This window comes from Helicobacter pylori (genome assembly GCF_003637665.1).
Taxonomy (GTDB): Bacteria; Campylobacterota; Campylobacteria; order Campylobacterales; family Helicobacteraceae; genus Helicobacter; species Helicobacter pylori_CK.
In genome coordinates this window covers 109,349-127,848 of sequence record NZ_MVWR01000001.1, presented here as the reverse complement: position 1 = coordinate 127,848, position 18,500 = coordinate 109,349, and the positions used below count along the sequence as shown (strand labels likewise).

Sequence of the window (18,500 nt, the reverse complement as noted above, 5' to 3'; positions counted from 1 at the left end):
TTTAATTTGAAACTTATAAAAAGTTAATAAAAGGCTAAAATTAAAATCTTTGATTTAAAGTTTATAAGATTTTTGAGTATAGCATAAAAATGCACTCAATTAAGTTTAAAGTTTTTATAAAAGGCTTATGCTAAAATAATTAGAATTTAAGGATATAAAGAAAGGGTTTGATTGAAACGGGTGTTTTTATGGCTTATTTTTGTATTAGCTTTCCACAAGCTTTTGGCCGAAAAAATAGGCGATATAGCGAGCGTGGTGGGCGTAAGGGATAACCAGCTGATTGGCTATGGGCTTGTGATTGGCCTAAATGGCACAGGGGATAAATCCGGCTCAAAATTCACCATGCAATCCATTTCTAACATGCTAGAGAGCGTGAATGTCAAGATCTCTGCAGACGATATTAAATCTAAAAATGTCGCTGCCGTGATGATTACAGCCTCCTTGCCCCCCTTTGCAAGACAGGGCGATAAAATTGATATTCACATTTCTTCTATTGGCGATGCGAAATCCATTCAAGGAGGGACTTTGGTGATGACCCCTTTAAATGCGGTAGATGGGAATATTTACGCTCTCGCTCAAGGGGCTATCGTTTCGGGCAATTCTAGTAACTTGCTCTCAGCCAATATCATCAACGGAGCGACTATTGAAAGGGAAGTTTCGTATGATTTGTTCCATAAAAACGCCATGGTTTTAAGCCTAAAAAGCCCTAATTTTAAAAACGCTATCCAAGTGCAAAACACTTTAAATAAGGTATTTGGCAATAAAGTAGCCATAGCACTAGATCCAAAAACCATTCAAATCACTCGCCCAGAGCGTTTTTCTATGGTGGAGTTTTTAGCCTTAGTGCAAGAAATCCCTATTAATTACAGTGCGAAAAATAAGATCATTGTAGATGAAAAATCAGGCACGATCGTTTCAGGAGTGGATATAATAGTGCATCCTATAGTGGTTACAAGCCAAGACATCACGCTTAAAATCACTAAAGAGCCTTTAAATGACTCTAAAAACACGCAGGATTTAGACAATAACATGTCCTTAGACACCGCTCACAACACGCTGAGTTCTAACGGGAAAAGCATCACCATTGCCGGGGTGGTAAAAGCCTTACAAAAAATTGGCGTGAGCGCTAAGGGGATGGTTTCAATCTTGCAAGCCCTAAAAAAAAGCGGCGCGATTAGCGCTGAAATGGAGATACTATGATAAACAACAATAAAGCCATGTTAGAGCAATACAACGTTTCTAAATTAGCGAGCGAAGAGAAATTAAAAGCGTTGGCTCAAACTAAAAACGACAAGCTCCTCAAAGAACAAACCGATTCTTTTGAAGCGCTGCTTTTAAAATTCATGTTGGATAGCGCTATGAAAATGGATAACCCCTTGTATCCTAAAGCCCCAGGCGATGAAATTTATGCGTCCATGTATAAGGACACCCTTTCTAAAGAATTGAGCGGGAATTTTGGTTATAGCGAAATGCTGTTTAATTTCTTAAAAGAGCAAGAAAAACAAAAACCATGAAAAAATCCAAGCGCTTAAAACGCCCTTATTTAAAAAACTCCCCTTTGAAACGCTCTTATAAGGCTTCTTCTTTCAAGGGGTTGTTAAAAAAAGAAGACAATGTGATTTCATTAGAAAATTTTAAACCCAAAGAGAGCGAAGATTTATTAGAAAATTTTTCCAACAAAAAAGACATGCAAGAATTGCTAGGGCTTTTAAACCAATTTATTTTGCAAAGCTACAAGGTGGAAAAGGAATTTAAGGATTATAAAGCCCTTTATGAATGGGTCATAGAGATTTTACCGCAAGCCATTTGGGTGATGAATGAAAACGGGAGCTTTTTTTATAAAAATTCTTTAGCCAATCAAAGCCATGAAGTGTTCAATAAGGCTAAACTAGAAAATTTTAACACTGAAATTGAACATGAAAATAAAAGCTATTTAGTCCAGCAAAACAGCATTCAAGGCAAGCAAATCATCACCGCAACCGATATTAGCGCTCAAAAACGCCAAGAGCGGCTCGCTTCTATGGGGAAAATTTCAGCGCATTTAGCCCATGAGATCAGAAACCCTGTAGGCTCTATCTCTCTTTTAGCTTCGGTGTTATTAAAGCATGCGAACGAGAAGACTAAGCCCATTGTTGTAGAATTGCAAAAAGCTTTATGGCGCGTAGAAAGGATCATTAAAGCCACCTTGCTTTTTTCTAAAGGCATTCAAGCCAACCGCACCAAGCAAAGTTTAAAAACGCTAGAGAGCGATCTCAAAGAAGCCCTAAATTGCTACACTTACTCCAAAGACATTGATTTTCTTTTTAATTTTAGCGATGAAGAAGGGTTTTTTGACTTTGATTTAATGGGGATTGTGTTGCAAAACTTCTTGTATAACGCCATTGATGCGATTGAAGCCTTAGAAGAAAGCGAACAGGGTCAAGTCAAAATTGAAGCGTTCATTCAAAATGAATTTATTGTCTTCACCATTATTGATAATGGCAAGGAAGTGGAAAACAAAAGTGCTTTATTTGAGCCTTTTGAAACCACCAAATTAAAGGGTAATGGCCTAGGGTTAGCTTTGTCTTTACAAGTCGTTAAAGCCCATGAAGGGAGCATTGCGCTATTAGAAAATCAAGAAAAAACCTTTGAAATTAAGATTCTTAACGCTTCTTGATTTGGATAACTATCCCCCTTAAAAAATGAGTTTTACTATAAAACAAAATTTTAAAAAGATTAAATAATATTAAATTGAGTAGTGTTTATCAATATTTGACAAAAATAAGATAAAAAAAAATTTTCATTAACTCTTTTGGTGTAGGATAGCGATCAAGGTTTTTATGAAAATAAAAGCCTAAAACAATTTTAAAAAAAGGACTTTTGATGAAAACATTTGAAATTTTAAAACATTTGCAAGCGGATGCGATCGTGTTATTTATGAAAGTGCATAACTTCCATTGGAATGTGAAAGGCACCGATTTTTTCAATGTGCATAAAGCCACTGAAGAAATTTATGAAGAGTTTGCGGACATGTTTGATGATCTCGCTGAAAGGATCGTTCAATTAGGACACCACCCCTTAGTCACTTTATCCGAAGCGATCAAACTCACTCGTGTTAAAGAAGAAACTAAAACGAGCTTCCACTCTAAAGACATCTTTAAAGAAATTCTAGGCGATTACAAACACCTAGAAAAAGAATTTAAAGAGCTTTCTAACACCGCTGAAAAAGAAGGCGATAAAGTCACCGTAACTTATGCGGACGATCAATTGGCCAAGTTGCAAAAATCCATTTGGATGCTAGAAGCCCATTTGGCTTAAGCTATCAAAAAGAAGCTAGCATGAGAGATTACAGCGAGCTTGAAATTTTTGAGGGAAACCCCTTAGACAAGTGGAATGACATTATTTTTCATGCGAGTAAAAAGCTTTCTAAAAAGGAGCTAGAAAGGCTTTTAGAGCTTCTGGCTCTCTTGGAAACTTTTATAGAAAAAGAAGACTTAGAAGAAAAGTTTGAATCTTTCGCTAAAGCTTTAAGGATTGATGGAGAGTTGCAACAAAAAATAGAGAGCAGGAAAACAGACATTGTGATCCAATCCATGGCGAATATTCTTAGTGGGAATGAATGAGCTTATCCGCTATGGCTTGATATTTCTCTTTTTTTTAAAGGCGTTTGGGCTTGATTATGGGATAGATAAAACGCTAGAATTAAAAAAAGATGAAGTGTTTAAAGCGATCATCAAAGACACTTCAAACGAACAAACCAAAGAAATCACGCTCTATTGGACGCTATACACAAATAAAGGTTTAGTCATCAACATGCGTTTTAACCATTTCCCTTACCAGTTTATTCTATACACCGATCATGCGAGAAACACCTATAACCTCAAAGTTTTTGAAGAAAAATTTTCTTCTAACAGCGTTCTGTCGCTTGTGTTTAAAGATTTCAAAGAAGATAAAGCCGCTTTAAGGCTTTTAGCCCCTATGCCCCTTGTTTTTTCTCCTAAAGAGCCTTAAGGAATTTGCATGCAAGAAAAACAACTTAAAGCCATTCAAAATAAGATCGCTTCTTGGATCAAAGAAATAGAAAGCGCCTTTATAGATGAATTGTTTTCTAAGATTGGCCCTTCAAAAATGCTACGCTCCAAACTCATGCTCGCTTTATTGGACGAAAAAACAGACGCTATTTCATTGGATAAAGCATTCAATTTGTGTGCGATTGTAGAAATGATACAGACCGCTTCTTTATTGCATGATGATGTGATTGACAAGGCGACCATGCGCCGAAAACTCCCCAGCATTAACGCTCTTTTTGGTAATTTTAACGCCGTGATGCTTGGGGATGTGTTTTATTCCAAAGCCTTTTTTGAACTCTCTAAAATGGGTGAATCCATCGCCAAAGCCCTCTCTAATGCGGTTTTAAGGCTCTCTAGGGGCGAGATTGAAGATGTGTTTGTGGGGGAATGTTTCAATAGCGACAAACAAAAATACTGGCGCATTTTAGAAGACAAGACCGCTCATTTCATAGAAGCGAGCCTAAAGAGCATGGCGATTCTTTTAAATAAAGACGCCAAAATGTATGCGGATTTTGGACTGCATTTTGGCATGGCGTTTCAAATCATTGATGATTTGTTAGACATCACTCAAGACGCCAAAACTCTAGGTAAGCCCAATTTTAGCGATTTTAAAGAAGGCAAAACCACTCTACCCTACTTGCTTTTATATGAAAAATTAAATCAGCACGATCAAGGGCTTTTAATTTCTTATTTTAAACGAGATAACCATGAAATCATAGAATGGACTAAGGAAAAATTCAAGCAATATGGTATCATAGAAGAAACCCTTAAGATCGCTCAAGTTTATTCTAAAAAGGCCCTTGAAGCCATTAAAGGGGAAAACAATTTGATTTTAGAAAAACTAGCGCAAGATGTCATTTATAGGACTTTTTAATGGAGTTAGAAACTCATTTGTCAAAATATTTCACCCTAGCCTTTACACACAAAAGCATGAGCTTAGAAATGCGAGAAAAACTCGCTATCAATTCGCCCGCAACGCTTAAAGAATTTTTACAAACCATTAAAACCCACTGCCCTAATATCAAAGAGTGCATGGTGTTATCCACATGCAACCGCTTTGAAATCTATGCGAGCCTAAAGCACGGCGCTAATACTAATGAACAAAAAAATGCGTTATTAAAAATCCTGGCTCAAAATAAAAAAATGAGCGTGTCTGATTTAGAAAAATGCGTTTTAATGAGCGTTGATGAAAGCGCAGTCCATCATGTCTTTAGCGTGTGCAGCAGTTTGGATAGTTTAGTGGTGGGGGAAACTCAAATCACAGGGCAGATGAAAAACGCCTATAGATTCGCTTTTGAAGAGAAATTTTGCTCCAAAGATTTAACCCGGTTGCTCCATTTTGCTTTCAAATGCGCCGCTAAAGTGCGCAATTTAACCGGCATTTCCAAACAAGGGGTTTCCATCTCTTCAGTGGCGGTCAAAGAAGCACTTAATATTTTTGAAAAAGAAAGGATTAAGGATAAAAAAGCCCTTGTGATAGGGCTTGGCGAGATGGCTCAATTGGTCATCAAGCACCTTTTAAACAAGCAATTTGAAGCGCTCATCTTAGGGCGTAATGCGGCTAAATTTGAAGATTTTATCAAAGAATTAGAAGAGCCTAAAAAAGTAAGCTTCCAAAATATAGAAAATTTAAACGCTTATATCAATGAATACGAACTGCTTTTTTGCGCCACTTCTTCGCCGCATTTTATCGTGCAAAATGGCATGTTAAAAGAAACGAGTTTCAGGCGTTTTTGGTTTGATTTAGCCGTGCCACGGAATATTGAAAAGCCGGTATTGGATAATATTTTCTTATACAGCGTGGATGATTTAGAGCCTATGGTGAGAGAAAATGTGGAAAACAGGCAAGAAAGCAGAATTAAAGCTTATGAGATTGTAGGGCTTGCCACAATGGAGTTTTACCAATGGATCCAAAGTTTGGAAGTGGAGCCTGTGATTAAGGATTTAAGGGAATTAGCTAGGATTTCAGCCCAGAAGGAATTGCAAAAAGCGCTTAAAAAACGCTATGTGCCTAAAGAATACGAAAACAACATTGAAAAGATCTTGCACAACGCTTTCAATACCTTTTTACACCACCCTACCATCGCCTTAAAAAAGAACGCTCAAAAAGAAGAATCCGATGTGCTTGTGGGCGCGATTAAAAACTTGTTTAATTTGGACAAATCTAACGCTAACCATGCCCAGAATTTGAATCTCTATAAATGCGAATATTACGAGGAATAATGCATGCTATTTTCAAAACTCTTTGCCCCCACTCTCAAAGAACCCCCTAAAGATGCCGTGTTAAAAAGCCATAAACACCTAGCTCAAGCAGGATACATTTATCAAGTAGGCAGTGGGATTTATAATTTTTTGCCTTTAGCTAAAAAAGTGCTAGACAAAATAGAAAACATCACGCACAAACGCATGCAAGAGCATGGGGCGCAAAATATTTTAATGAGTTTTGTGGTTTTGGCGAGTTTGTGGGAAAAATCAGGCCGTTTGGATAAATACGGCAAGGAATTACTGGTTTTTAAAGACCGAAAAGACAATGATTTTGTTTTAAGCCCCACTTTAGAAGAAAATATCACCGAAATTGCTGCTAATTTCATTAAAAGCTACAAGCAATTACCCGTCCATCTCTATCAAATCCACACGAAATTCCGTGATGAAATCCGGCCGCGATTCGGGCTGGTGAGAGCGAGAGAATTTATCATGAAAGATGGTTATAGCTTTCATGAAGACGCTGAGAGCTTGGATAAGGAATTTTTAAACACGCAAAACGCTTATAAAGAGATTTTAAGCGATTTGGGTTTGGATTTTCGCATTGTGGAAGCGGATAGCGGGGCGATTGGGGGGAGTAAAAGCAGGGAATTTGTCGTTTTAACCGAATGCGGGGAAGACACGATCGTGGTGTGTAAAAATTGCGATTATGCCGCCAATATTGAAATCGCTAAACGCTCTAAAAGGCCTGAGCCTTTGAATGTCCCAAAAGCGCAATTAGCGAAATTCCCTACCCCTAATACCACTAGTGCACAAAGCGTGGCGGAGTTTTTCAAAACAGAGCCTTATTTTGTTTTAAAAGCGCTTGTGAGAAAGGTGATCCATAAAGATAAAGAAACCCTAGCGTGCTTTTTTACTAGGGGCGATGACAATTTAGAAGAGACTAAAGCCCTAAACGCCTTGAACATTATAGGAGCGAACGCTTTAGAATTGAGAGAGGCCAGTCAAAAAGATTTGGATAATGCGGGGTTAATAGCGGGTTTTATAGGGCCTTATGGCTTGAAAAAGCATGTTTCTTACATTGTTTTTGATGGAGATTTAAAAGAGGGCGATTGTTTGATCGCTGGGGCTAATGAAAAGGATTTTCATGCGGTGGGCGTGGATTTAAAAGGGTTTGAAAATCTTGTTTATGCGGATATTGTCCAGGTTAAAGAGAGCGATCATTGCCCTAATTGTCAAGGAGCGTTGAAATACCATAAGAGTTTGGAAGTGGGGCATATTTTCAAACTCGGGCAAGGCTATGCTAAAAGCTTGAAGGCGAGTTTCTTGGATAAGAATGGTAAGGAGCAATTTTTTGAAATGGGGTGCTATGGGATAGGCATTAGCCGGTTGCTCAGCGCGATTTTAGAGCAAAAAAGCGATGATTTAGGCTGTGTGTGGACGAAAAATACCGCTCCCTTTGATGTGGTGATCGTGGTTTCTAATTGGAAAGATGAAGCGCAAAAAAAACTCGCTTTTGAAGTGTATGAAAGGCTGCTCCAAAAGGGCGTTGATGCGCTGTTAGATGACAGAGACGCGCGTTTTGGGGCGAAGATGAGGGATTTTGAATTGATTGGGGAACGATTGGCGCTCATTATTGGGAAGCAAACTTTAGAGAATAAAGAATTTGAATGCATCAAACGCGCTAATTTAGAAAAACAAACGCTTAAAGACACCGAATTAGAAGAAAAAATTTTAGAACTATTAGCGAGCGAATAAGGGGGAGGGAATGGAAAAATTAGTGATTGGCTCTAGGGGGAGCGAATTAGCCTTATGGCAAGCGAATCACATTAAAGAACGCCTGAAAAAAGAATGCTCTATAGAAAGCGAGATTCAAATCGTTAAGACTAAGGGCGATAAAATCTTAGACACCCCTTTAAATAAAATTGGCGGTAAGGGGCTATTCACTAAGGAATTAGAAGAATTGCTTTTAAAAGGTGAAATTGATTTGGCGGTGCATTCTTTAAAAGATGTGCCGGTCGTGTTTGAAAAGGGGTTAGACTTGGCATGCATCACTAAAAGGGCTGATGCGAGGGACACTTTTTTGAGCGTGAAATTCCCTGATTTGATGAGCTTGCCTAAAGGGGCAAAGGTTGGCACGACTTCTTTAAGGCGTTCCATGCAACTCAAAATGAAACGCCAGGATCTAGACACAGAAAGCTTAAGGGGGAATGTCCAAACCCGTTTGAAAAAGCTTGAATGCGGAGAATTTGACGCTATCATTTTGGCTGAAGCTGGGTTATGCCGCCTAGAAATTCAAGGAGCGAAATACCGCAAGGCTTTTAGCGTGGAAGAAATGATTCCTAGCATGGGTCAGGGGGCTTTAGGGGTGGAAATGCTCAAAAACCACAAGCATTTTGCCACGCTTCAAAAACTCAACGATGAAGAAAGCGCGTTTTGTTGCCATTTAGAAAGGGAGTTTATCAAGGGGCTTAATGGGGGGTGTCAGATCCCTGTAGGCGTGCATGCGAGTTTAGTGGGCGATAGGGTTAAAATCCAGGCGGTTTTAGGCTTGCCTAACGGGAAAGAAGTCATTACTAAAGAAAAGCAAGGGGATAAGACTAAGGCGTTTGATTTAGTTCAAGAGCTTTTAAAAGAATTTTTGCAAAGCGGGGCCAAAGAGATTTTAGAAAAGGCGCAGTTGTTTTAATGCGTTTGTTTATCGCGCTAGCTATAAGCTTATTGAATTTAGGTGCTAAAGAAGCGGATTTCATCTCTGATTTAGAATACGGGATGGCTCTTTATAAAAACCCTAGGGGTATTGCGTGCGCGAAATGCCATGGCATTAAAGGCGAACAACAAGAAATCACCTTTTATTATGAAAAAGGCGAAAAAAAAATCCTCTACGCCCCTAAAATCAACCATTTAGATTTTAAAACCTTTAAAGACGCCCTGAGTTTAGGCAAAGGCATGATGCCTAAATACAACCTCAATTTAGAAGAAATCCAAGCGATTTACCTTTACATCACCTCTTTAGAGCATAAAGAAGAGCGTAAGGATCCTCTTAAGCCTTAATCAAAGCGCTTGATTTATGCTAAAATGGAGCGTTGCATTTTTTGTTTTGATTAAAGAAGGGTTCTAAAAATCAGAATTTAAAAGAAGGTAAGAATGAGTGTCAAATTTTTAAAAATATTAGTTTGTGGGTTATTTTTTTGGAGCTTGAACGCCCATTTATGGGGGAAACAAGACAATAGTTTTTTGGGGGTTGCTGAAAGAGCCTATAAAAGCGGGAATTATTCTAAAGCTGCATCTTATTTTAAAAAAGCATGCAATAATGGGGTGAGTGAAGGTTGCACGCAATTAGGAATCATTTATGAAAACGGGCAAGGCACTAGAATAGATTATAAAAAAGCCCTAGAATATTATAAAACCGCATGCCAGGCTGATGATAGGGAAGGGTGTTTTGGTTTAGGGGGGCTTTATGATGAGGGGTTAGGCACGGCTCAAAATTATCAAGAGGCCATTGACGCTTACGCTAAGGCGTGCGTTTTAAAACACCCTGAGAGTTGCTACAATTTAGGCATTATTTATGACCGAAAAATCAAAGGCAATGCCGATCAAGCGGTTACCTACTACCAAAAAAGCTGTAATTTTGATATGGCTAAGGGGTGTTATGTTTTGGGCGTGGCTTATGAAAAAGGCTTTTTAGAAGTCAAACAAAGCAACCATAAAGCCGTCATCTATTATTTGAAGGCATGCCGATTAGACGATGGGCAGGCTTGCCGCGCGTTAGGGAGTTTGTTTGAAAATGGCGATGCAGGGCTTGATGAAGATTTTGAAGTGGCGTTTGATTATTTGCAAAAAGCTTGTGCTTTAAACAATTCTGGTGGTTGCGCGAGTTTGGGCTCTATGTATATGTTAGGCAGGTATGTCAAAAAAGATCCCCAAAAGGCTTTTAATTATTTCAAACAAGCATGCGATATGGGGAGCGCGGTGAGTTGCTCCAGGATGGGCTTTATGTATTCCCAAGGGGACGCTGTTCCAAAAGACTTGAGGAAAGCCCTTGATAATTATGAAAGGGGTTGCGATATGGGCGATGAGGTGGGCTGCTTCGCTCTAGCGGGCATGTATTACAACATGAAAGATAAAGAAAACGCCATAATGATTTATGACAAGGGCTGTAAGCTAGGCATGAAACAAGCATGCGAAAACCTCACCAAACTCAGGGGGTATTGAAAAATTCAATCAATCCCCTAAATTATCATCGTGTTTGACTCAAAACTTTTCAAAGATTTGGCTCTGTTTTAAGAGCTAAAGCAGAAACCCACCCCATTAATTTTTTAATCTTTAGTGTTTTTAGGGATTTGTCTATTTTCAAAAAGAAAACTTTTTGAATGTTTTTTGTGGTTGTTTGGTTGTGTTTGTTAGTGTGTTTTTATAGTATAAACTTTTGTTAGGTTAGCTTGAAGTGGGTTTTAGGTTTAAAAGTCCTATAAAAATGTTTTAACGTGTTTTTTGCGCTATGGATAGATATGCGTTTGGTTGTGTTTTTCAATAGCTTTAATTTATGGCTTTGCGTGGTTATTATTATAAGCACGCTATAAACACGAATCACACGATAACAGAGCGGTATGCACGACTATAAAAAGACTTGATAAAAATAACGAAAAATAGTTAAATTTCAAGCGTTCTTTTAAAAATTGTTGTCAGATGAGACAGATAAAAACGCTTTTAGTTTAAAGATAGAGTTTTAGGGGTTTGTTGGTTTAGTTATTCTTTAATTTTTTAAAAAATGGGGTTTTTAAAACTCATAAAAGGATAAGGGGTATTTTGAAATCATTCCCCTACAACCCCCTTTTTTAAAATCCCCCTAACCCCCTAAGAGCGCGTTATGAGAAATTATCGCTTACGCAAGCTTTTTTATTTTGGTTGTCAAAACACCCAAAGGTATTTTTTAGATTTCATAACCAATATCCAAAACAGAGCTAATATTTAAACCCTACAAAGACCAATAGATCGCTCCAAAGAACACCACACTCCCTATCAAAACGCTTATAAACATGCGTTTAGTGTCCTTAAAAGCCACCATTAAAAACGCGCTCAAATAAAACAATAATAAAAACACGCAAAAAATCCCCAAAAGCGCCTTAAACACAACGCCCACCTTAGCCTTATGCAACATGATGAGTGCGCCTAAAAAGCCCCTTTCAATGGTTTTGATTTTTGTTTGGTCGCCTTTAGTTTCAAGGTTGATTTCATACAAAGGCGTGCCAATGACTAACGCTCCCCTATGCTCTCTAGGCTCTATCTTTTTAGGCATAGCGATATGGTTTTCTTTTATAAAGTCTTTCAAAAAATCCAATCGTTCTTCTTTTTTTAAGGATTTTTCTAAAACCCACTCTTTGATCGTAGCGCCAGTGTCTTGGCGCACCCCAAAGAGCAATGAAAGCCCGCTAACCGCAAAAAGAAGCGCCAAAGGGAAGAAAAAAGTGGTCGCATAGACGTGAAAATAACGCATCGTTGCAACCATTATTGCAACCTGTGGCTCACGAATTTTGAAAAATTATCCAAGATCAACCCCCCTTTTCTAAACCCTAGCGCGCAAGATTCATAAGCAAAAAACACATTAGGCTGATAATACAACCCGTTATGCGAATTGAGCTCGTAAAACTCTTGATAAACGGGTTTGTGGTTAGAATAAACGCCGTCCGTTTTCAAAAGCGATTGCATGGAAGCTTCAAAGATTTCACTATTCGCCCCTTCCCTACCAAAAGCCACTTTTTTGATTTGCTTTTTATTGGCTAAAGGTTCATAGCTCGTTTCTAACAATAAGGGGTGGTTGGGGTATCTGTCCCATAAAAGTTTTAAAAAACGCTTGGATTGGAAAAGGATCGTGTAAGCGGGGTTTAAGAAAATCGTGTTTTTATTTTCCATCATGCCTTGCATCAAAAGGGCCAATTCTGGCTCATCAATAGCGATGTTTTCCCATGGGATTAGTTTGAATAAAAACTCATAATTCAAGCCGTTTTTAAACACGCCCTCTTCTATATTGAATTCCACCTCATCAATGTAAGAAAAATCCGTTTCAAACCCCACGCTCTGAGCAGCGTCTTGCAAAAAACGCATGGTGCGCTCTTCTTCAATATTCCCCCTAACGCTTGAAAAAAGGATTTTCCACCCCTCATACATTTCCTCAAAACGACTCGTGTCTTCGCCTAAAGTGACCATGCGTTTAAAATTCTCGCCAAGCGCTTCATAAAGGTTGTTGAATTGCTTGTTTTCATCATAGCCATTGGCTTTGAGTAACGCCCATTGAATCAGCGCCGTTTCATAGAGCATGGTGGGGGTATCAGCGTTAAATTCCAGTAATTTAATAGGCTTGCCATCAAGCCCCCCGGCTAAATCAAAACGCCCGTAAATATGCCAATGCACTTCTTCTTCAAAACTCTGTTTGATCATAGGAATGAGCGCGTTAGGAATATCCAATTCAAAAAAGCGATCGTTTTTAATAGCCTCTTCAGCCGTCTCTACAAACATGTCATAAAGCTCATTACAAGCGTCATAATAAGCGTCCGCTTCTTTTTGAGAAACAACCACCATTTCATCAGCGATATAAGACGACATGTCGTCATTCGTGTGCCAATCTAAGCCGATTTCTTCTAAGGTCTTATTGTCTAAAGGTTTTAAAGGAATCACTTGCATTTTTTAGCCTTAAATAGATTAAATTATGAGTTAAAGCCCCTTGTCCCAGAGCTTACCGCAGGCGAACTAGTAGGCCTACTAGAGCCAAAAAACCCGCTCTGTCCCTTACTCGCTGTGCCCATGCTTGAAGCACTGGGCGCACTTTTAGAAAAGGAATTTTGAGAGCGTTGGTAAGCTTGTGGGGATTTGTAGGTCCGTTGGGCGTTTTGCTGATAATTAGGGTTATTGAAAAGCTTATTGCCAATATAACTCCCTAAAATCGCCCCCGCCGCGCTCCCTAAAATCGCGCTCCCCAAGCCAAAGCCTGAGCCTTCATTACTCCCTCCACTCCCTCCATTATTAGGCTGGATAAGCTTGCTCGTGCCGTTATCAATTTTGGCTTCTTCTTCTTTGATGAGCTTTTGAATCTCTTCATTGCTCAACACGCGTTCATTGCCTTGCAAATCGCGCACTATAATGTGGGTTCTTGAACTGGGGTATTCCTCAACAACCTTGTAAGATTTATCCTTTTGCTCTTCTAAAATCACAAACGCGCCTTTTTGAACGCTTTGACTTAAAGAGCTTTGCTCTTTTGGTTTGTCATCGGCATTGCTCTTACACCCCACAATGCTTACCATCACTAACGCGCTCAAACCACCCACGATCGCATAATCAGAAATCTTTCTGTAGGGTTTTTTCATGAGAGTAGCCTTTATATCATGCCTTATAATGGTATAAGAAAGGCACACCCTTAATCACGCCAGATTCAAAAATCTTTTTAGTGGTATTTTCCACTTTAGTGCGCAAATCTTCAGGCTCTTTTTGAGCGTTAATATCGTATTGGGTGGAATAAATCTTTTCAAGAATAGAGATTTTATCTTCCACGCTCGCTCCCCTAGCCCTAGCTTTCGCCATTTCTTCTTGGATCAAAGCCGCTTTTTTAGCTGAATTGACTCCAAGCCACCCCACTACAACCATTCTCACGGTGTTTTCTTTTAAGTGATCCCTGAGTTTAGTGAGCTCTTTTTGGCAATGCGGACACATGGGATCAGAAACAATATAAAGGATTTTATCCTTATTTTTAGCGTTAGTAGAGGGCAACTCTATCGCATAATCAGCCGGTATTTCATTAAAAATAGCGTTCAATTTCGCGCTGTTTTGCTGGGTAGCGTTAAGGGCTTGGATTTTTTGATTGGTTTCTGCGACTAATTGCACATCTTCGCTTTTATTGCTAAAAAAGATATTGCTAAGCCCTATGATTAAATTGCCATCCTTACTCACTACGAGCGGGATATTGTATTTAGTGTCCGGATCTTCAATAACGACCATTTTTAAATCCTGACTGGATTTTAAAGGTTTGATTTCTAAAATACGCACCTTTTTATTGGTCTGTTTTTCAATCACGCTCACTAAATTATCCTGCATCCGTTTGTCATTAGCTGAAACTGAATGTTTAGGGGCTGCCCCTAAGCCTACAAGAAGTAACGCGCTCAACACACTCGCTCTTAATATCATTAAAACTCCTAAAGTTCAATAGCCTAAATCCCTAGTAATAAAAGGAATAAGCTTTTAATGGGTATAATACCATAAAATCCCCTATTTTCATAAAGGCTTAAAAGGTTTAAAGATGATTATCATTCCTGCCAGATTAAAATCCAGTCGTTTTGAAAATAAAGTGCTAGAAGATATTTTTGGCTTGCCTATGGTAGTGCGTTGCGCTAAAAATGCGAATCTAGTAGATGAATGCGTAGTCGCTTGCGATGATGAAAGCATCATGAAAGCGTGCCAAAAATTCCGCATTAAAGCGGTGCTAACCTCCAAACACCATAATAGCGGCACGGAACGCTGTTTGGAAGCGGCTCAAATTTTAGGGTTAAAAAACGATGAAAGGGTTTTAAACTTGCAAGGCGATGAGCCTTTTTTAGAAAAAGAAGTCATTTTAGCCTTACTAGAAGCCACCCAAAACGCCCCTTTCATGGCGACTTGCGCCAAAGTCATTGATGAAGAACAAGCCAAAAGCCCCAATTTAGTCAAGGTGGTTTTAGATAGCCAAAATAACGCCTTGTATTTTTCGCGCTCCCTTATCCCCTTTTTACGAGATTTTGATGCGAAACGCCAAACCCCCCTTTTAGGGCATATCGGTATTTATGGCTTCCACAATAAAGAAATATTAGAAGAACTATGCACTTTAAAACCTTGCGTTTTAGAGGATACAGAAAAATTAGAGCAATTAAGGGCTTTGTATTATCAAAAAAAGATTCTAGTAAAAATCGTTCAAAGTGAAAGCATAGGCATTGACACCAAAGAAGATTTGCAAAACGCTTTGAAAATTTTTAGCCCTAATCTCCTTAAGCGGTGAAATTTAAAAATACTTAAAACATTTTTCACTATCAAAAACCTTTTTTTAAATCCAAAAACAAAGCAAAATTTCTTAATTTTTGCCCAATTTTATTAAAAATTCAATAATTTTATGGCATACTTTCAAACGCATTGTAAATAAAGTCTCAATTTGATACGATTTTACAAATAAAACATTACTTTAAGGAACATTTTATGAAAAAAACGATTTTACTTTCTCTCATGGTGTCATCGCTCTTCGCTGAAGATGACGGCGCTTATATGAGCGTGGGCTATCAGATCGGCGAAGCCGCGCAAATGGTGAAAAACACCGGCGAAATCCAAAAAGTCTCCAACGCTTACGAAAACTTGGACAACCTTTTAACCCGCTATAACGAACTCAAACAAACGGCCTCTAACACTGATTCAAGCACCGCTCAAGCGATTGACAATCTAAAAGAGACCGCTAGCCGATTGAAAACGACCCCTAATACCGCTAATCAAGCCGTGTCCTCAGCGCTCAGCTCTGCGGTGGGCATGTGGCAAGTGATCGCCTCTAATTTAGCCAATAACTCGCTATCTTCTAGCGAATACGAAAAACTCAAAGCGACTTCTCAATTGCTCCAAAACACCCTAGAAAATAAAAATACAGCCAACAATAATACCACCATTGATAATGATGCCTCAAAACTTTTAGATGACGCTAAAACCATTATTAGCACCCTTCAAAGCCAATGTCCAGGAATAGATGGAGGCAATGGCACACCATGGGGCATTAATGCAAGCGGGAACGCATGCGCTATTTTTGACAACACCTTTAACGCCATCAATAGCATGATTGATAGCGCTAAAAAAGCCGCCGAGCAATTCAGAAGAACCGACCCAAGCCAGCCCCAAAACCAACAAAACGCGTTTAACAACGCTGATTTCAATAAAAACCTTAATCAAGTCTCAAGCGTTATTAATGACACTATCTCTTATCTCAAAGGGGATAATTTAGAAACCATCTATAACACCATTCAAAAAACGCCTAATTCTAAAGGGTTTCAAAGTTTGGTGAGCCGGTCTAGCTATAGTTATTCTCTCAACGAAACCCAATATTCTCAATTCCAAACCACCACCAAAGAGTTTGGCCATAACCCCTTTAGAAGCGTGGGTTTAATCAACTCTCAAAGCAATAACGGGGCGATGAATGGCGTGGGCGTGCAATTAGGCTATAAGCAATTCTTTGGGAAAAATAAATTTTTTGGGATCCGGTATTATGGCTTTTTTGATTACAACTATGCGTATATCAAATCCAACTTTTTTAACTCCGCTTCCAATGTTTTCACTTATGGCGCGGGCAGTGATCTTTTATTGAACTTCATCAATGGCGGATCCGATCGAAACCGCAAAGTCTCTTTTGGCATTTTTGGGGGCATCGCATTAGCGGGAACGACATGGCTTAATAACCAATCTGCGAATTTAAAAATCACCAATAGCGCCTACAACGCCAAAATCAACAACACCAATTTCCAATTCTTGTTCAACACCGGTTTAAGGCTTCAAGGGATCCATCATGGCATTGAATTAGGCGTGAAAATCCCCACGATCAACACCAATTACTATTCTTTCATGGGCGCTAAATTAGCCTATAGAAGACTTTATAGCGTGTATTTCAATTATGTTTTGGCTTATTGATATTGAATCAGTTCTCATTATTAATGAGGACAAAGCCAATTTTTTGGCTCTCAATGAATAATGGCATCATTTTACTTGACTTTTTACAAAAAACACACTAAAATTTCTTTTTATTTTTGAGCGAAATTCCAGATTAGCTCAGCGGTAGAGTAGGCGGCTGTTAACCGCTTGGTCGTAGGTTCGAATCCTACATCTGGAGCCATACTTTTAACTCATCTTTTTTTATAGCAAAAATTCACGCAATCCCTTTGGATTTGATCCATAACGCATTGACTAAAACCCCCACCACAACCCCTATCGCTAAATTATGCGTGTATAAAACCACCGCCACGACTAAGAGCATGTTCAGCGTGTCATAGAGCTTGATTTTTTTAATGTTCATAACGGATTGGAAATTAAAAGTGGTGAAAGAAATCATCACCATCACCGCCACAACCGCCACAATGGGGATCTTAACCACATATTCATTAAACGCTAACACTAACACCATTAAAGAAAAGCCGGCAAAAAAAGTAGAAAGCCTTGTGCTAGCGCCGGATTTTGCGTTAATGATAGACTGCCCCACTAGAGCGCACCCTGTCATTCCCCCTAAAAGCCCTGAGATCACATTCCCCAAGCCTTGCGCTTTAGTTTCTTTGTTTTTATCGCTCACGCCATCTTTTAAAATAATGTCTAAAGTTTTAGCCGTCAATAAACTTTCTATCGTGCCAACTAGCGCTAAAGAAAGAGCGTAAGGCAACAATTCTATAACGATTTTAAAATCCAAATTTTTGGGGATGATGAGAAAATGAAAGCCTGAAACCCCTTGCTCAATGCTCCCCAAATTCGGTGCATGCACATCAAAAATCAAAGCGATCGCGCTGATTGCAAGAATACAAATTAAATTAGAGGGGATTTTTTTAGTGATTAAAGGGAATAAATAAATGATCAATATCCCTATAAAAAGCAACACAAACACCCCTAAATTTTGGTTTTGAAGGAATTTGAATTGCTCTTTTAAAAGCAAAAGACCTAATGCATTCACAAAGCCATACATCACTGATTGCGGGATAAATCTCAAAAGATTCCCTATTTTCAAATAGCCTAAAAGGATTTGCAACATTCCTGTCATTAAAGTCGCCACGCCTGCATATTCAAGCCCGTAGTTTTTGACCACACCCACTAAAATGAGCGCCACTGAGCCGGCCGCTGCACTAATCATCGCCTTTCTAGCCCCAAAAAAAGACAAAACAAAAGCCATATAAAAAGTCGTATAAAACGCCACGCCCACATCTAAACCCACCATGATCGCAAAGCCGGCGGTCTCTGGGATCACAGAAAGCCCCACCACAAAACCAGACAACAAATCTTTTTGAACGTTGCTCAACCATTCTTTTTGTATCTTTTCCAACATGCCTTTCTTTCCCATTAGAATGGCTTGATTGTAACCAAAGATTTAAAAACCAATTTCAAACCGGATAAAATCCCTTTTCTTAAATCAAGCTATATGATATTTTATTATAAAAAATACTTAAAATTGTTTTTTTTTTTTTTTCAAAATATAAATTTTAAGTTAAGAATAAGCATTTTATG

General features: G+C 38.7%; 19 protein-coding genes and 1 tRNA gene. 15 read left to right on the top strand and 5 right to left on the bottom strand.

From position 1 onward, the window contains the following. Nucleotides 1–171 precede the first annotated feature (171 nt). The 12 genes from EAL49_RS00655 (at nucleotide 172) to hcpE (ending at nucleotide 10,466) form a co-directional block, all read left to right on the top strand. A complete protein-coding gene (locus tag EAL49_RS00655) occupies nucleotides 172–1,200 on the top strand; it encodes a flagellar basal body P-ring protein FlgI (protein ID WP_120828179.1) in 1,029 nt (342 codons plus the stop codon). After that, nucleotides 1,197–1,514 (top strand): hypothetical protein, encoded by a 318-nt coding sequence (locus tag EAL49_RS00650; RefSeq protein ID WP_000609415.1) that lies wholly within the window; start codon nucleotides 1,197–1,199, stop codon nucleotides 1,512–1,514. The genes EAL49_RS00655 and EAL49_RS00650 overlap by 4 nt, the downstream gene beginning before the upstream one ends. After that, nucleotides 1,511–2,656, top strand: a complete 1,146-nt coding sequence (gene flgS / locus EAL49_RS00645) for an acid survival sensor histidine kinase (protein ID WP_000748808.1) — start codon at nucleotides 1,511–1,513, stop codon at nucleotides 2,654–2,656. The genes EAL49_RS00650 and flgS overlap by 4 nt, the downstream gene beginning before the upstream one ends. Nucleotides 2,657–2,862: 206 nt before the next feature. After that, nucleotides 2,863–3,297 (top strand): DNA starvation/stationary phase protection protein, encoded by a 435-nt coding sequence (gene dps / locus EAL49_RS00640; protein ID WP_000846462.1) that lies wholly within the window; start codon nucleotides 2,863–2,865, stop codon nucleotides 3,295–3,297. 20 nt (nucleotides 3,298–3,317) lie between these two features. Then, a complete protein-coding gene (locus EAL49_RS00635; protein WP_001206047.1) occupies nucleotides 3,318–3,602 on the top strand; it encodes a DUF2018 family protein in 285 nt (94 codons plus the stop codon). Then, complete coding sequence (locus EAL49_RS00630; RefSeq protein WP_120828177.1) at nucleotides 3,595–3,990, top strand: hypothetical protein; 396 nt, start codon at nucleotides 3,595–3,597, stop codon at nucleotides 3,988–3,990. Before EAL49_RS00635 ends, EAL49_RS00630 begins: the two co-directional genes overlap by 8 nt. A gap of 9 nt (nucleotides 3,991–3,999) precedes the next feature. Next, nucleotides 4,000–4,923 carry a polyprenyl synthetase family protein gene (locus tag EAL49_RS00625; protein WP_120828175.1) on the top strand — a complete coding sequence of 308 codons (924 nt, stop codon included), beginning with the start codon at nucleotides 4,000–4,002 and terminating at the stop codon, nucleotides 4,921–4,923. Next, nucleotides 4,923–6,272 (top strand): glutamyl-tRNA reductase, encoded by a 1,350-nt coding sequence (gene hemA / locus EAL49_RS00620; RefSeq protein ID WP_120828173.1) that lies wholly within the window; start codon nucleotides 4,923–4,925, stop codon nucleotides 6,270–6,272. The genes EAL49_RS00625 and hemA overlap by 1 nt, the downstream gene beginning before the upstream one ends. Before the next feature lie 3 nt (nucleotides 6,273–6,275). Beyond that, entirely contained in the window at nucleotides 6,276–8,009 is a 1,734-nt protein-coding gene (gene proS, locus EAL49_RS00615) for a proline--tRNA ligase (RefSeq protein WP_120828171.1), read from the top strand. 10 nt (nucleotides 8,010–8,019) lie between these two features. Next, complete coding sequence (gene hemC, locus EAL49_RS00610) at nucleotides 8,020–8,940, top strand: hydroxymethylbilane synthase (protein ID WP_120828169.1); 921 nt, start codon at nucleotides 8,020–8,022, stop codon at nucleotides 8,938–8,940. After that, the gene (locus EAL49_RS00605) at nucleotides 8,940–9,305 is read left to right on the top strand and encodes a c-type cytochrome (RefSeq protein ID WP_120828167.1); all 366 of its coding nucleotides are present in this window, start codon (nucleotides 8,940–8,942) and stop codon (nucleotides 9,303–9,305) included. Before hemC ends, EAL49_RS00605 begins: the two co-directional genes overlap by 1 nt. Before the next feature lie 93 nt (nucleotides 9,306–9,398). Continuing rightward, a complete protein-coding gene (gene hcpE, locus EAL49_RS00600) occupies nucleotides 9,399–10,466 on the top strand; it encodes a Sel1-like repeat protein HcpE (protein ID WP_120828165.1) in 1,068 nt (355 codons plus the stop codon). A gap of 763 nt (nucleotides 10,467–11,229) precedes the next feature. On the opposite strand, the gene EAL49_RS00595 is transcribed toward hcpE, so the two are convergent. The 4 genes from EAL49_RS00595 to dsbK are packed head-to-tail and all read right to left on the bottom strand — an operon-like array spanning nucleotide 11,230 to nucleotide 14,426. After that, complete coding sequence (locus tag EAL49_RS00595; protein ID WP_120828163.1) at nucleotides 11,230–11,760, bottom strand: hypothetical protein; 531 nt, start codon at nucleotides 11,758–11,760, stop codon at nucleotides 11,230–11,232. After that, nucleotides 11,760–12,932, bottom strand: a complete 1,173-nt coding sequence (locus EAL49_RS00590; protein ID WP_001921726.1) for a glutathionylspermidine synthase family protein — start codon at nucleotides 12,930–12,932, stop codon at nucleotides 11,760–11,762. The genes EAL49_RS00595 and EAL49_RS00590 overlap by 1 nt, the downstream gene beginning before the upstream one ends. Before the next feature lie 23 nt (nucleotides 12,933–12,955). Further along, on the bottom strand, nucleotides 12,956–13,612 hold the full coding sequence (locus EAL49_RS00585; RefSeq protein WP_000743502.1) for a UPF0323 family lipoprotein: 657 nt from the start codon (nucleotides 13,610–13,612) through the stop codon (nucleotides 12,956–12,958). A 16-nt stretch (nucleotides 13,613–13,628) separates the two neighbouring features. Further along, nucleotides 13,629–14,426, bottom strand: a complete 798-nt coding sequence (gene dsbK, locus EAL49_RS00580; RefSeq protein ID WP_000603211.1) for a protein disulfide-isomerase DsbK — start codon at nucleotides 14,424–14,426, stop codon at nucleotides 13,629–13,631. A gap of 112 nt (nucleotides 14,427–14,538) precedes the next feature. Between dsbK and kdsB the strand changes: the two genes are divergently transcribed. From kdsB to EAL49_RS00565, 3 genes are all read left to right on the top strand, one after another. Further along, the gene (gene kdsB, locus EAL49_RS00575; protein ID WP_120828161.1) at nucleotides 14,539–15,270 is read left to right on the top strand and encodes a 3-deoxy-manno-octulosonate cytidylyltransferase; all 732 of its coding nucleotides are present in this window, start codon (nucleotides 14,539–14,541) and stop codon (nucleotides 15,268–15,270) included. Between the two features lie 194 nt (nucleotides 15,271–15,464). Further along, nucleotides 15,465–16,928, top strand: coding sequence for a porin HopA (gene hopA, locus EAL49_RS00570; RefSeq protein ID WP_120828159.1), 1,464 nt, complete (start codon nucleotides 15,465–15,467; stop codon nucleotides 16,926–16,928). A 127-nt stretch (nucleotides 16,929–17,055) separates the two neighbouring features. After that, nucleotides 17,056–17,130: transfer RNA gene (locus tag EAL49_RS00565), tRNA-Asn, on the top strand. Nucleotides 17,131–17,163: 33 nt separating this feature from the next. On the opposite strand, the gene EAL49_RS00560 is transcribed toward EAL49_RS00565, so the two are convergent. Beyond that, entirely contained in the window at nucleotides 17,164–18,321 is a 1,158-nt protein-coding gene (locus EAL49_RS00560; protein ID WP_162973057.1) for a SulP family inorganic anion transporter, read from the bottom strand. Between the last annotated feature and the right edge of the window lie 179 nt (nucleotides 18,322–18,500).